The organism is Maridesulfovibrio salinus, from assembly GCF_055394525.1.
The window spans coordinates 3,988,071-4,002,569 of record NZ_AP042461.1 but is presented as its reverse complement, the minus strand read 5'-3'; the positions used below and the strand labels follow the sequence as shown (position 1 = coordinate 4,002,569).

Annotated in this window: 14 protein-coding genes; 9 read left to right on the top strand and 5 right to left on the bottom strand. The window is 47.4% G+C overall.

Annotated elements, in window-relative coordinates:
* The first annotated feature begins 52 nt into the window (after positions 1-52).
* The 5 genes from ACZ5PW_RS18435 to ACZ5PW_RS18415 all read left to right on the top strand — a co-directional run bounded on the left by ACZ5PW_RS18435 (position 53) and on the right by ACZ5PW_RS18415 (position 5,003).
* Positions 53-1,336 carry a hypothetical protein gene (locus ACZ5PW_RS18435; RefSeq protein WP_464556412.1) on the top strand — a complete coding sequence of 428 codons (1,284 nt, stop codon included), beginning with the start codon at positions 53-55 and terminating at the stop codon, positions 1,334-1,336.
* A gap of 182 nt (positions 1,337-1,518) precedes the next feature.
* A complete protein-coding gene (locus ACZ5PW_RS18430) occupies positions 1,519-2,319 on the top strand; it encodes a DUF3100 domain-containing protein (RefSeq protein WP_464556409.1) in 801 nt (266 codons plus the stop codon).
* On the top strand, positions 2,319-2,777 hold the full coding sequence (locus ACZ5PW_RS18425) for a hypothetical protein (protein ID WP_464556405.1): 459 nt from the start codon (positions 2,319-2,321) through the stop codon (positions 2,775-2,777). Before ACZ5PW_RS18430 ends, ACZ5PW_RS18425 begins: the two co-directional genes overlap by 1 nt.
* Positions 2,778-3,923, top strand: coding sequence for an amidohydrolase (locus ACZ5PW_RS18420; RefSeq protein WP_464556403.1), 1,146 nt, complete (start codon positions 2,778-2,780; stop codon positions 3,921-3,923).
* A 147-nt stretch (positions 3,924-4,070) separates the two neighbouring features.
* Positions 4,071-5,003: a DMT family transporter gene (locus tag ACZ5PW_RS18415; protein WP_464556402.1), complete on the top strand. Its 933-nt coding sequence runs from the start codon at positions 4,071-4,073 to the stop codon at positions 5,001-5,003.
* Here ACZ5PW_RS18415 and ACZ5PW_RS18410 read toward each other — a convergent pair.
* On the bottom strand, positions 5,000-5,545 hold the full coding sequence (locus ACZ5PW_RS18410; RefSeq protein WP_464556400.1) for a cysteine hydrolase family protein: 546 nt from the start codon (positions 5,543-5,545) through the stop codon (positions 5,000-5,002). The two genes, ACZ5PW_RS18415 and ACZ5PW_RS18410, sit on opposite strands and share 4 nt — an antisense overlap.
* A 159-nt stretch (positions 5,546-5,704) precedes the next feature.
* Here ACZ5PW_RS18410 and ACZ5PW_RS18405 point away from each other — a divergent pair, with 159 nt between their 5' ends.
* The gene (locus ACZ5PW_RS18405) at positions 5,705-6,652 is read left to right on the top strand and encodes a GlxA family transcriptional regulator (RefSeq protein ID WP_464556398.1); all 948 of its coding nucleotides are present in this window, start codon (positions 5,705-5,707) and stop codon (positions 6,650-6,652) included.
* Between the two features lie 104 nt (positions 6,653-6,756).
* On the opposite strand, the gene ACZ5PW_RS18400 is transcribed toward ACZ5PW_RS18405, so the two are convergent.
* The 3 genes from ACZ5PW_RS18400 to ACZ5PW_RS18390 form a co-directional block, all read right to left on the bottom strand.
* Positions 6,757-7,641 carry an MlaA family lipoprotein gene (locus ACZ5PW_RS18400; protein WP_464556397.1) on the bottom strand — a complete coding sequence of 295 codons (885 nt, stop codon included), beginning with the start codon at positions 7,639-7,641 and terminating at the stop codon, positions 6,757-6,759.
* Positions 7,638-8,900 (bottom strand): alpha/beta hydrolase, encoded by a 1,263-nt coding sequence (locus tag ACZ5PW_RS18395; protein ID WP_464556396.1) that lies wholly within the window; start codon positions 8,898-8,900, stop codon positions 7,638-7,640. Before ACZ5PW_RS18395 ends, ACZ5PW_RS18400 begins: the two co-directional genes overlap by 4 nt.
* Before the next feature lie 100 nt (positions 8,901-9,000).
* A complete protein-coding gene (locus tag ACZ5PW_RS18390; RefSeq protein WP_464556395.1) occupies positions 9,001-9,420 on the bottom strand; it encodes a hypothetical protein in 420 nt (139 codons plus the stop codon).
* 269 nt (positions 9,421-9,689) lie between these two features.
* Between ACZ5PW_RS18390 and ACZ5PW_RS18385 the strand changes: the two genes are divergently transcribed.
* The 3 genes from ACZ5PW_RS18385 (at position 9,690) to ACZ5PW_RS18375 (ending at position 12,497) form a co-directional block, all read left to right on the top strand.
* Complete coding sequence (locus ACZ5PW_RS18385) at positions 9,690-10,454, top strand: substrate-binding periplasmic protein (RefSeq protein ID WP_464556394.1); 765 nt, start codon at positions 9,690-9,692, stop codon at positions 10,452-10,454.
* Between the two features lie 122 nt (positions 10,455-10,576).
* Positions 10,577-11,203, top strand: coding sequence for a hypothetical protein (locus ACZ5PW_RS18380; protein ID WP_464556393.1), 627 nt, complete (start codon positions 10,577-10,579; stop codon positions 11,201-11,203).
* A 160-nt stretch (positions 11,204-11,363) separates the two neighbouring features.
* Complete coding sequence (locus ACZ5PW_RS18375) at positions 11,364-12,497, top strand: GGDEF domain-containing protein (RefSeq protein WP_464556391.1); 1,134 nt, start codon at positions 11,364-11,366, stop codon at positions 12,495-12,497.
* 126 nt (positions 12,498-12,623) lie between these two features.
* Here ACZ5PW_RS18375 and ettA read toward each other — a convergent pair whose 3' ends face one another.
* Positions 12,624-14,306, bottom strand: a complete 1,683-nt coding sequence (gene ettA / locus ACZ5PW_RS18370; RefSeq protein WP_464556389.1) for an energy-dependent translational throttle protein EttA — start codon at positions 14,304-14,306, stop codon at positions 12,624-12,626.
* Between the last annotated feature and the right edge of the window lie 193 nt (positions 14,307-14,499).

Sequence of the window (14,499 nt, the reverse complement as noted above, 5' to 3'; positions counted from 1 at the left end):
TACTTAATACGTAATCCTTTAAAGTCAGCAACTGACAGCTCCGGTGGTTTAAATGAAGATTGGCTGCATCGGTCCTTCCGATTCCATTCAACTTGTAGAAGAAGTTGTCTCCCGCCGCTGCCCTGAAATCGAGCTGGTTACCTATGTTCGTGAAAGAGCTGAAGACTCTTGGCAGGTTCTTGGACAGTGCCAGAGTGAAACACAGGGAACTCTTTTCACCGGAATTGCGGTTCAGGAGGGCGCTAAGGCCCGTGGAGCCGTTACCAATCCTTATGAACATATCCAGCGTGGCGGATACAGTCTGCTGCGGGTTCTTTCGGAAATGCACCGAAGCGGTATCAAGTCCGGTAAGCTGTCAATCGACGTTGTCAGTGACGATATCCTTGTGGAAGTAGTGAAAGAGTTTGGTGTAGAGCTTGAAAGTATCCACTCTATGCCTTTCGCCCTTTGCCGCACTGAGCAGGAGTATTTCGACCGCCATGTTGAGCTCTATGAATCAGGTCAGGTGGAAGCCATCGCAACCGGTTTCGGCTACGTCTACAGCGAACTAAAAAAGCGCGGCTTGCCCGTGTTCAGACTTTATGCCAGCAATCTGCAGATTCATGATTCCATAACCAGACTGGTCAACCGCATCAAGACCCGCAATCTCCGATCCGCCGGGATAGCCATCCAGCTTATACGTCTCAATTCCATCTCAAGAAGCTCCATCAACCAGTACGATGATATGAAAAATGGCGGCAGGTTCTACCTTGAACTTCTGGAATATGTCCGGGCTATTCAAGGAAGCTTGTTCAATTTCGGTACTGAGGAGCACGTTATTTTTTCCACCCGCGGGCTTATCGAAAGTGAACTGCACAGGGAACATTTCATGCGCCTGCTGGCATGGGGGCGGGAGCGCAATATAATTTTTTCATCCGGCATCGGTATAGGTGTTACCGCTTTTGAAGCTGAGAAATCGGCCCGCAAAGCTTTAGATAATGCCTCACAACTGGAAAGAGGCGGACTTTACGTTGTTGAAGGCAAGCAGATCAGAGGGCCTGTTGGTGAGGCGGATGAGCTGAAATACAACACTCACGTTGTGGACGACCGTTTGCTTGATATCTCCAGAAAGATCGGTATCAGCCCCAGTTATCTTGATAGGATCAAAGCTTTGATGGAGAAGACACGCAAGGACACCTTCGATTCATCCGATCTGGCTGCGTGCCTTGGTGTCGGGGAGCGCAGTGCCCGCAGGGTGCTGAAGAAGTTTCTGGACAGCGGTTATGCTGAGGTTCACGGAAGTGAGGCTGCCCATAAGGTGGGAAGGCCTAAAAAAATGGTGCGTATTCTGATCTAGGCTGGTCATTTTTTTTCGGCGCATTTTCGGACATAAATTTGACATGTCCGAAAATGCATCTGGCTCGGTTTCACTCAATAGATGAGTGGAAGGGGTGCTCGTGCTTGAGGAGCTGTCTGGTGTGACAGTGTGTTTGTTAACTTTCAGGTCACTATACGGTGACCGAAACAGTGGAGTGTTTTATGAACGATGCTGTAAAAAACGTGAAACTGCATCTGGTCGTGCTGGGGCTGGTGATTGTTTCAGAACTTATCGGAATTCAGACCTTTAAGATAGGTCCCGGTAAGCTGGTGTTGCTGCCCATGCTTTATGCCATGTTCATCGGTATTTTTCTGGGACCTAAATTTCTCAAAGTGGTCAAGCAGAAGGATATGGTCAACGCCGGATCACTGGTTGGGCTTACCCTTTTGCTGCTGATGGCCCGTTACGGAACTCTGGTAGGTCCGAAATTCTATGACATCCTTCAGGCCGGTCCTGCCCTGGTTCTTCAGGAGTTCGGTAACATTGCTACTCTTTTCCTCGGTATTCCCATTGCGATGTATCTCGGTCTCAAGCGTGAGGCTGTCGGAGCGGCACATTCAATCGCCCGTGAACCCAACGTTGCACTCATCGGCGACATTTACGGACTGGATTCGGCAGAAGGTCGCGGTGTAATGGGCGTTTACATCTGCGGAACTGTTTTCGGTACTATTTTCTTCGGCCTCATGGCTTCTTTTCTTGCTGCTTTCGAAGTTTTTCATCCCTATGCGCTTGCAATGGCTTCCGGTGTCGGCAGTGCCAGTATGATGACCGCATCCGTGGGGAGCCTGAGTGCCGCATATCCCCAGATGGCTGAGCAGATTCAGGCTTTTGGCGTGGCAAGTAACACCCTGTCAGGCATAGACGGTGTCTACATGTCCATGATTCTTGCCCTGCCCCTGTCCAACAGGCTGTACAATTATCTGTACAAGCTCAAATTCAACGAGTCCCGGGAGGCCAAATAATGACTAAACAGCAGAACCTCATAGAATCCGTAATTGTACTTATCATTGTTTCAGTGATGGTGCTTATTGGAAACCAGGTCGGATTCAGCAACAATATGGTCGAGGCCCTTCCCGGTATGGGCATCCTGCTGCTGCTCTGTATTGCAGGCGTTGCCACCAACATGTTTGTTTTGAAGAAAATCCCTTCGGTCCTTTTTGTTATCACTTATGGCGTAATTGTTACCCTCCCGGGATTTCCTTTTTCCGAAACAGTTAATGCTGCTGTTGCCAAAGTTCACTTTCTGGCCCTGACTACCCCTATCCTTGCATACGCCGGTGTTGCAATCGGTAAGGACCTTGAGACATTCAAGAAAAGCGGATGGCGTATTGTCGTGGTCAGTATCTTCGTAATGATTTCAACTTATATCGCATCTGCGGCCATTGCGCAGGGTGTACTGAAGTTTATGGGAGACATTTAAATGGCATTGAACTGCGAAGTCACAGCACTTCATGATGAAATGAAGGCAATCCGCCACCAGATTCATCAGAATCCCGAAGTCGGTCTGGATACCGAGGAGACAGTAAAGCTTATCAAGTCCAGGCTTGATGATTACGGCATTTCTTATGCCGATATCGGTGTGAACTCCCTTGTTGCCGAAATCAAAGGCGGGGAAGGGGACACCACTGTAGCTTTCCGTGTTGACATGGACGCCCTTGATATGAATGAGGAAAATGAATTTTCCTATAAATCTCAAACTGAAGGAAAGATGCACGCGTGCGGTCATGACGGTCATTGCACTTCACTGATTGCTCTGGCCGCCTACCTGTCCAAGAATCGTGATTTCAATGGAACTGTTCTGCTTCTTTTTCAGTCCGGTGAAGAAGGTTATGAGGGAGCTCTCCGTGTAATCGAGGACGGTTTTTTTGATAAGTACAAGGTTGACTACCTCTTCGGTTTTCATGCCTGGCCAGGACTTGAATCCGGTAAGATTGCGGTTCACAGCGGGGCCTGCATGGCATCCGAAGACCGTTTCGAAGTGCAGGTTACAGGTAAGAGCGGACACGCATCCATGCCTCATGTCTGCAACGAGCCTTTTGCCGCGGTGGCGGACATTATCAAGGGATTGCAGTCTATTATTGTCCGCAAGGTCCCCTCTCACGAGCGTGGTGTTGTTTCCATTACTCAGGTCCATGGCGGAAGCCTGCGCAACGGTATTCCCGACAATGTACTGGTTCAGGGAAATGTGCGCACCTGTAACGAAGAGGTTCAGGATCTCATTGAGGAGTCAATCGGACAGGTGGTTAAAGGAGCCGCGACCATGTACGGTGTTGAAGCCGAACTGGATTATGTGCGCAAGCATCCGGTTCTGGTTAACTCCACTCCCGAAATCGCGCTCAGTGCCGCACGTAAGGTTGTCGGTGATGAGAATGTCGTAACCGACATGGAATCATCAATGGCTGCTGAGGATTTTGCTTTCTTCATGAAATACACCAAAGGCTGTTACGTATGGATCGGTAACGGTTCAGACTCTGCTCCTTTGCATAACAGCAGGTTTGATTTTAATGATGATATCTTGCCCATTGCGGCAAGTTTTTTCATAACCGTGATAAATGAGCTGCTTTAAAGACAAGCGCGGGGCCAATGTTGGCCCCGCCTTGCACTCCCGCATTCTTAAATACCATTTCCGTATTAAATAAGCTCTCCCACGATGGACTTCTTTCTAGTGATCGTTTAAGCGTTCATACTTATTATTGATAGTTTGGAGACCGCTATGAAGATCATTCTTACCGGAATACTTGCCGCTCTTTTCTTCAGTTCCACATTCATCCTGAACAGAGCCATGAGCCTTGAAGGCGGACACTGGGTCTGGTCCGCAAGCCTCCGTTATCTATGGATGCTGCTGTTTCTGGGGACAGGGCTTTCTATCCTGCGCAGAAAACTTCTGCTGGATTCATTAAGGATTTATAGAGAGCATCTGGCTTTCTGGACATTGGCAGGCAGTGTCGGGTTCGGTGTTTTTTATACGCTGATTACGTTCAGTTCCACTTATGCTCCCGGCTGGGTAATTGCCGCAACCTGGCAGACTACAATTCTTGCCACTCCCATTGTTCTGCTCGGTTTTGGGAAGAAGATACCTTTACGCGCTATCATGCTGACCCTGATAATTTTTGCAGGGGTTCTACTCGTAAACATTGAAAGTTTTGAAGAAAGCTCATTGACTCAGGTGCTTCTGGGGGCAATTCCTGTATTTGTGGCAGCGTTTGCCTATCCATTCGGTAACCAGCTTGTCTGGGAAGCCAGAAACGGCGGTGGCAGGTATATTCCCGGCCTTGATTCTCCGGCAATGGACGATCCGTTCTGCAGGGTTCTTCTGCTGACTTTGGGGTCCCTTCCGTTGTGGATTGTGCTTCTTCTGGTGACAGATCCCCCGTCTCCGTCAACCAGCCAGCTTTTGAATACCGCTTTTGTCGCCGTGTTCTCCGGAATTGCAGCGACAAGTCTGTTCCTCTATGCCCGACATAAAGCCCGCTCCGCAGCCGAACTTGCCGCGGCAGATTGTACCCAGTCCATGGAGGTCGTCTTTTCACTGGGCGGTGAAGTCATTTTTCTGGGTGGCGCATTGCCGGGTATGCTCGGCTGGGCGGGAATACTCCTGACCATGATCGGGCTGGTTCTGTATATCAGGGTCCAGAATGTCCGTTAACCGGCCAATTCCATGGTACTGACCATTTCCGCATAAAACATCCCCAGCGAGGCCATAAAGGCTGCGTGAACTTCAGCAGATCCGGCTTTTGTTCCTTCAAATTCCAATGCAGCTCCGCAGCAGGCGTCATGCACAACAGTGCACTTGTAGCCTAGGTCATTGGCCGCTCTAGTTGTTGCGTCCACGCACATATTGCTCATCATTCCGGTTATGACCAGATCGGTCACACCCAGTTTTTCCAGTTCCTGCCGGAGAGAGGTTTCACGAAAACTGTTGGGGTAATTTTTGATTACAACCTTTTCCCCTTCAAGCGGTGAAACACATTCATTTATCACCACTCCTTGAGTTCCGGGGATGAAGAAAAATGAACCTTCTCTGACGGATTCGTGCTGAATGTGAATTACGGGCAGTCCTTTTTTTCTGAAGTTTTCCAGAACCAGTCCGGCATTTTTACCGGCTTGTATGCTGTTCTCAAGGGCAAATTTTCCGCCCGGGAAATAGTCGTTTTGAATATCGATAATGATCAGTGCGGTTTTGGACATTAATCTTCTCCGTTTGTTTTTGATGTTAAGCTGGAATTGTCCACATCCTTAAATTGTCTTTTGGACGATTAAATTGAAAGTGTCTATATTGACAACAATCATGCCTTAAGTGACATTGAAGACATGCCGAAAATTAATTTTTTAGTTTTTGAAAACTGTATGGCTTCGGGAATAATTGGCCCGCGGGAAGTTCTCAGCATTGCCAACAGTATTGCGGAAGAACGGTCCGACAGCATTGCCTGCTTCGAAGGCTTTGAAGTTGCAAGCTCAGAGGGAATAGAAGTGTGCGGCTTTGCGGGAAGTCGAGTTGAAGTGGGCTGCAAGCTTTCGGACATCAATCCGGACATCCTGATAATACCCCCCTGTTTTGGAGATGTTGATCCGTTATTAAATGACCAGACAGTCAAGAAATTTCTCTTGGAGAGAATTGATAAAGGCACAGTGGTGGCAACGGTTTGTGCGGGATCATTTCTTCTGGCGGGAACCGGATATTTGGACCGGAAAATTGCTACAACACACTGGAAGCTTGCCGATAATTTCAGAAAACGTTTCCCGCAGGTGGATCTTCAGCCGCAACAGATGCTCATTGATGGTGGGGGCTATATCTGCGCCGGAGGTGCGATGGCCTGGCAGGATCTTGCGCTGCACCTGATTTCCCGGTTTATGGGCCGTGACGTAGCCTCCAGTTGTGCCAAAATACTGGTTATGGATTCCACAAGGCATGTTCAGACTCCTTATTTTATGTTCGACCAGCAGAAGGAGGCATCCGGTTTTGCCGATAAGAATATAACTGAAGTACAGAAGTGGATGCAGGAAAACTACCGGGAAAGTATCTCTACAGAAGAAATGGCCCGGCTTGCAGGACTGGGAATGCGTACATTTTTGCGCCGTTTCAAGCGGGCAACCGGACTGACTCCCGGTTCATATCTTCAGCAACTGAGAGTCGAAGCCGCACGCCACCTGCTTGAGGTCAGCAACAAAGGTGTTGATGAAATCACGATTATGATAGGTTACGAGAATTCATCTTCGTTCAGGAGACTGTTCAAAAAGAAGACCGGGCTTAATCCGGGGGAGTACCGGAGTAGATTCGGGCGTTCAGATTGTTAATGGTCACATAGCTCGGAACCGTATGGGGAGAAGGTCAAGCTGAAGTAAAGACTTTGCCCGGAGAAAATATTATTCAAATATATTCAGGTGAGGATAGAGTAGGCTCATGGGTTGGACTCCATTCTTCTGGGAGTCTGGAAATCTCTCTTCATGTATGGCTCTCCGCCAAGTGCGGAATCAAGTTCCATTTTTTTCATATCGAGTTCGCGTTTTTTGGAATACAGAAAACGGACCAGATCATACTCAAACGGAGAACCTGTCTGGTAATAACGGAAGGGGATGTTAGCACGCAGGTTCAGTCCGCGTATTGTAGCTTCGCCAATACCTATAGCGGTTCTGCCTTCCTTTACCCCTGCAAGATCATAAACCCAGTTCATTTCATACCAGAGCAGAGCAAAGTCGCCAGTGTACCCGGCAGCATCCCTGATGCTGGATGGGCCGACAATCGGCAGGACCAGATAACGTCCCGGGGGAGCCCCCCAGATTCCGAGGGTGTCCGCAAACCCGGTCTCTTTTTTAAGTAAGCCCATCTCCTTGGCTACATCGAAAATTCCCAGCAGGCCGATGGATGAGTTTATGACGAAACGGGACAGGGCTGTGAATGTTCTGTCTCCGCTGACTTGAAGAATGCCATTGGTGAACGATTTGACTTCATTCAGGTTGTTAATTGCGTTGGTCACTCCGGCTCTCACGGGGGCGGGGAGTATTGCGGTGTATACATCCACGGCCGGAATATAAACAGCACGGTCGAACCGGGCATTGAAAGAATAAATATTCCGGTTCATGGAATCCCAGGGGTCGTATACGTCAAGAAATTCGAGGTCAGCAGCTTTCTTTCTGTTTGCCGCTGTGTCCGGTGCCCGGGAAATCGGCGCGATAAATCCCTTGGGCGCGAGAGCAAGATCCGGGTCAGTCTTGCTTATGGTCGCGCATCCGGCACAAAATATCAAAGCGCAAAGGTATATGATGCTCAGGATATTTTTATTCATCGTTTGAGCATCTCCTGTGCTTTCAGGGCAAAAGGCTTGAACATGAGGTTCCCGCAATGTCCGCCCCGGGGAAAAAGCACGGCCCGCCCGCCGAATGTTTCCCGGATGAATTTCACATCGTTTTCACTGAGGATTATGTCGTCCTCGTTACCAAGGACAAGTATTTTGTCGCTTTGCTTGAGATAATCCCGGATGGAGTGTAGGTCGCAATTTTTCACCAGTTCGCCTTTGGTTGTCCCGGGCTTGATGAATTGCAGATATGGCAGGAGATATTCATTTATATAGGCTTCAAATGAAATTGCCGCGCTTACCCGCATGTAGGGCATCAGGTTGTCTCCGGTGGTCAGTGTCTTGGAGACTGGAACAATGTAGCCAGCGTTAAGGCACACATCCGAGCAGAAAATCATGCTGGCGGAGGTCATGCGGAAGGAGGCGGCAATGATGGCTCGCAGGTCCATATTGGAAAAGTCGGTATGTTGGGACAATGCGTAGAGGAAGTCATCGTCAAGGTCGACTATGTTTGAATGGATATAAAGCTGGGAAAAGGCTTTAATCAGTTCATCAATAACCTGTCTGGGTGTTTTGTCGCCGAGGTTTTCCGGCCCAAGCCATGAATCAAACCTCAGGGCAGAAGTGTAAAGACTTACCGGGGGGTTGATCAAAAGAACCCTGCGAAAGCAGAAGTCCTTGTTCATTTCATCCATTCTGGCGATGAATGCTGAGTGCATCGCTCCCAGACTGTAACCGGTCACGTTCCAGCTTTTTATCTTGTATACTCCCTCAAGATCGGCTTTAATCCATTTCATTGCACGATAGAGGTCTCTTACGTCGTAAGGTACATACCCCGGGGCTGCGTATTCGGAAATACTGACCACGAAATTTATATGTGTGGGTGAAGACAGGGCGACTACATGAAATCCCGCCTCATAAAAAAGCTGGGTCAGGAATTTCATCTTTATGGAATTGTGTTCCGAACCTGTTCCGGCAATGATGAAAACCAGCGGAGCTTCATCATCCTGCATGGCTGTAGTGTATCTGAAGTTATCGTTATACCAGAAAATGTCCGGAATACGACGGTTTTCAACTTCAATCTCACATAGTTCCGTTGCTGCGGGATGTTCAATGCGGTGCATAAGCTCCGGTGGAGTTCCGAAAACAGTAGCCTTGTAAGGATCGGCAATCGGGAATTGCTCAGAGCATAGTGCTTTTTGGGGAGTCAGGAAGCAAAAAACAAACAGTAGAATGTAAAATGTATTCAAAAATGTGTTGCTGCCTATTTTTATACTTTTCATGCAGCATAAGTAGCAGTTGAAGAATTATTTGTAAACGGAAACACAGAAGAGCCGTATCTCTTTTGAGTTAAATCAACATCCTTGGCTCCGGAAGATAATCAATTATCCACCTTGTCCATTCTTCCGTTTTGACCAGTTCCAGAATTTTCTGGGCAATTTCATGGCCTTCAAAAGGCTCTTTGTAGTCATCGAGGACTTTAGCCCCTTTGAATACAGGGGTGAACTCTCCTTTGGTGAAGGGGGCTATGGAAAAGTCGAACATATCTATAAGATACCCGTCCAGTTTGCCTTTTGCCTTCCAGTCGAAAACTATCTCGTATCCCGGTTTGCTGTGGCGGGAAAAGCCCCACACCTCGGCAATTTTTTCGATTCCCTGTTCTTCGTCTCCCATCTGGAAGCATTCCCCCATTACTTCAACATGGGGTTCAAGGGTAATCATTTCCTTTGCAAGGTCTTGAAATTCTTTCAGAGTCAGAATTTTATCCATTTCATTATACCTGTCTGGTTAGCTGTAAAGAGAAGACTGAATACATATTTTTATAAGCGATGCCAACGAATCTTTTTCAGGATAGAGTTTTATTATAAAGTGAACGAAATTTGATTGCTGGTTGATTGAAAGTGAGATCCTGGACCATACCATTGTTTACGTCTTTGTTAATTTACACATTTCGTACTCAGTTGTGTTTGCATTGAATCATGGTTTGCTTTAACTTTAATATAGAATATTTTAGTCACCGGAACTATTGCGGAGTTTGAATGCTGATTGGCTCATACCTCAGGAGTGCACTGCTGGCCTGCGTGTTGCTTATTTCATTATGTGTCAATGCACGTGCGGATAAAGTTGTGTACCTGAGTTCTATTGAATGGCCGCCATACACAGGGCAGTTTCTGAATAATCAAGGAGAGAGTTCCAAACTCGTCCGTGCCGCTTTCGCCATGATGGGCTATAAGGTTGAAATTATTTTTGTCCCGTGGAAGCGGGCTATGCGCATGGCTGACACCGATATGCAGGTGGCTGGTTTTTTCCCCGAATACTATTCAGAGGAGCGGGCGGAAAAGTATATTTTTTCGGCCCCTTTCGGATGCAGTCCGGTCGGCTTGCTGATGCAGCGGGACAAACCTTTGGAATGGAAGTCGGTAGATGATCTTTCCGGCCACAGAATTGGTTTTGTGTCGGGGTACGTAAATACCCTTGAGTTGGATTTGGCCATAGCCAACGGCACAATTACCGCTGATTATGCTCCTTATGATGAAAGCAATATTCTCAAGGTGGCGACAGGGAGGATCCGGGCTGCGGTGATTGACCCGCATGTCTACAGGTATCTGGCGCAAACATCCCCGAAGGTTAAAAAATACAGTGACAGACTTGAAGTGCATCCTGATAATTTCGGTGTCAACGAGCTGTATATCGCTTTCAGGCGGGATAGAAACGGAGAAAATTATGCCCGCATTTTTAATGAAGGTCTTGAAAAAATAAGGGGAAGTGAAGGCATGGTCCCTTGCAAAGATTCAGGGCATTAGGCTTACCGGCAAAAATTGAATAGTCAGCCTGCTATATCAACAGGCTGGCTTGAAGTTTAAACGCAGCAGGAGTAAGCAAAGGGAATACATTATATAATCCCACCTGAGAAAGGAGCCTGCTAATGTCCCAGTCCTGTTTCAGTCCTTCTTCCATTGAAAAGTGCGTCCTGCATTTTCTTTCTTTGACTCTTGAAAAAAACACACCTGATAATAAAAAGCTGACAGTTTTCTGCGGCAGCGAGAAACTTGTTTTTCGTGAATTGAACATTGTTCAGGAGCGCGGGAGCCTGCCGTTACTGGAACTTTTTTTTGATGCTGGCGAAAGTGTTATTAAAGTCGAGCTGTTCGGGCATATTTCACCTGTAAAGTTCTACCGGTTCGAAATGTATGACAATGGCCGGCTTATTTCCGGACACTGTTTTACTGATCCCGGCCAGCTTTATCATCCGGATGTTTACGGACAGATGATTGATCTTTTTCCCACTGATGTGGATTCACGTGCACTGTTGCTTAGTCTTTATTTATGGAGATCCTGCACCGGTCTGTCTGGATTGTGTCCCGATGACTTAAAAAAATATTTTTCCAAAATGAAGTCAGTGTCCCGCTATGAGTGGATTAATGATTATGTTTTTTGTCAGGATGATAAAATACATGAAAAATGGACTGTGAAAAATATGGATGGCATGGAGAAATCAAGTTCTTTGTATGTTATTCTCAATAACGGAGTTATAACCGGGGTTGTGCAATAAATGAGTGAACATTATATGCATTTAAAATAATGGGTATTGCATTGTAAGTGTGTTTGTATTTAGTGTATAATTGTGTCAGGTTCTGTGCTTTTGTGTAGAAACTTGACTAAAGTGCATCCTGCGGTTAAATCAGCCCCTCGTTAATAATAAGGGGTTGTCCGTGGGAAAATTAAATTGGCTTGGGGAATTCAGTGATGGCACTCTTGAAAGGGCTTTTCAGCTTGACAAATGGCCTACTGCCAGAAGCAGGCTTTTGGTGCTCTATGTATTCATTATCGCCGCATATATCGTCAGTATAAGTACTGATTTCTATGATCTGGGATCTGGTGCAGGATTTAACCAGATGTTTGCTGCCAGAACCGGAGTCAGCTGTTTATGTGTCATGGCGTTCATTCTGCTGCTGCAAAACAGGATCAGGATGAACCTGCAGTACTCCGTAATGTCAATGTGTATGTGCGGCTACACCATTGTCGAGTCTCTGGAGCTCATGATCAAGTATGCCGATATCGGTTCGCTCAGTGTTCCAACTGCCGTTTTTATGGTTCTGGCCTATTATGTCCTTCTGCCTCCCCGGGTGATGCCTTCCCTCATTGCCGGAACCATCGGTTCTGTTTTCTATCTCTTTTCGTTGAGTACGGTTGTCCCGCTGACAAGCGGGACTTTCATGAATTGCGCAGTATATTTTTTTCTGGCGAACAGTTTCGGACTTTTTTTTCTGAGCTCATTCGGTATTTCCTTGAGGCGCGAGTATGAGGCTCATCATGAATTGAAAAAACTGGTTGAATATGACGAGCTTACCGGTGCATGCAGCAGACGGCGCGTACTGGAAGCCGGCGAAGAACTTTTCAAGTCATCGGTCAGGTTCAATAACCGTATGGCTGTACTGATGATGGATATAGACCATTTTAAAAGCGTCAATGACGACTACGGTCATCACACCGGTGATGAAGTTTTGCGGGAGACAGCTCAGAGGTGTGGAAGTGTGCTTCGTGAGGTTGATCATTTCGGACGTCTAGGCGGAGAAGAATTCGTCATTCTTCTTCCTCACTCCGGCCTGCATCAGGCCATAAGTGTTGCGGAGAGACTGCGTAGAAAGGTAAGTGAATCAGAGTTTGTTATTGACGGGAAAAAGCTGCCCGTCAGTGTCAGCATCGGAGTTACGGAGCTTCGTTCCCACAGGAATTTCTCAGACCTGCTTCAGGATGCGGACGAACAGCTCTACCGGGCCAAGAAGTGCGGTCGCAATCAGGTCTGTCCTGTTCAACTCCGCATCCTTGAATGTGGATGTCCCTGATTTTTAGAAGTTAACCTCTCTTCTCAATGATTATAAAATAAAGCCCACAATATCCATGAATGATATTGTGGGCTTTTCTTTTTTGATTCACCTGAAAGTACCAGCGGGGCAGAACTGCCGTAACAGCTATCTTGTAAGCTTGCGGTACTTGATGCGGTGGGGCTGGTCAGCTTCCTTGCCGAGTCTCTTTCTGCGGTCCTCTTCATATTCGGAATAGGAACCTTCGTAGTAGTAGACTGAAGAATCGCCTTCGAAAGCGAGAATATGAGTGGCAATCCTGTCCAGAAACCAGCGGTCATGGGAGATAACCAGTACGCATCCGCCGAAGTTGTTCAGTCCTTCTTCAAGGGCCCGCATGGTATTCACATCAAGATCGTTGGTAGGTTCGTCAAGAAGCAGTACGTTGCCGCCTTCCTGAAGCATGAGCGCAAGATGAACGCGGTTACGTTCACCACCGGAAAGAACTTTGCACTTTTTCTGCTGCTCAGAGCCGGTCAGGTTGAACTTGCCCACATAGGCTCGCGCGTTGATTTCCCGGTCGCCGAGTTTGACGAATTCATTCCCGCCGGAAATAACCTCATAAACGGTTTTCTCAGGGTCGAGAGCATCGCGGTGCTGATCAACATGGGTCACCTGAACAGTTTCGCCAACAATCACTTCCCCGGCATCTGGCTGTTCCTGACCTGAAATCATTTTGAACATGGTGGTTTTACCGGCTCCGTTAGGGCCGATGATGCCTACAATGGCTCCCGCCGGAATCATGAAACTGGCGTCTTCAAGCAGAAGTTTTTCTCCGGCCTGTTTGTTTACATTCTTGAACTCTATGACCTGCTTGCCGAGTCTTGGTCCCGGAGGAATATAGAGCTCAAGTTCCTTTGTGTATTCATCATTGTGCTGGTTGGCCAGATCATCGTATGCCTTGATGCGTGCTTTGCTCTTGGCATGTCTGCCCTTGGGGGACATGCGTATCCATTCAAGCTCCCGGGCAAGGGTCTTGCGGCGCTTGTCATCAGCTTTCGCTTCGTTTGCAAGGCGTTTTTCCTTCTGTTCAAGCCATGAGGAGTAGTTGCCTTTCCAGGGAATGCCCCGGCCTCGGTCCAGTTCGAGTATCCAGCCCGCAACATTATCGAGAAAGTAACGGTCATGGGTTACCGCGATAATGGTTCCTGCATAGTTCTGAAGGTGTCTCTCAAGCCATGAAACGGATTCAGCATCAAGGTGGTTTGTAGGCTCGTCAAGAAGCAGAATGTCGGGCTCCTGCAACAGCAGGCGGCAAAGTGCTACACGACGTTTTTCACCACCGGAAATCACGGACACTGGTGTGTCTCCGGGGGGGCAGCGCAGTGCGTCCATGGCCATTTCCAGACGTGAATCCAGATCCCATGCTCCGCAGTTATCCATTTTTTCCTGAACCTTTGCCTGGCGCTCCAGAAGAGCGTCCATTTCATCAGGTTCCATTGGCTCGGCGAATTTTGCGTTGATTTCATTGAATTCGTCTAAAAGCGCAACAGTATCCGCCACGCCTTCTTCAACTACTTCACGCACAGTTCTGGTTTCGTCTACCAGAGGCTCCTGTTCAAGGTAGCCGATAGTGTAGCCGGGAGAAATATGGGTCTCGCCGTCAAAGCGGTCATCTACACCTGCAAGAATTTTAAGAAGTGAACTTTTACCGGAACCGTTGAGTCCCAGTACGCCGATTTTAGCTCCATAAAAATATGAGAGGGAAATGTCCTTGAGAATCGGCTTCTTGTCATAAAATTTACTTACCCTGACCATTGAGTAAATGATCTTATCAGGTTCGTTGCTCATCCTTATTACCTCATTTGATTATATGCGATTGGTATGGACATGGTTTTGGCAGAAAAACGTGAGTCAGGCAACGTTTGAATTATGGGAGGACCGGATGAAAATTGTCAGGTTGTATTCTCCGTTGTAATAAATACTACATTTATGTTACATGTTAAATAGGGAAAACCATAGGAACGGGCTGTAATTTTAAAAC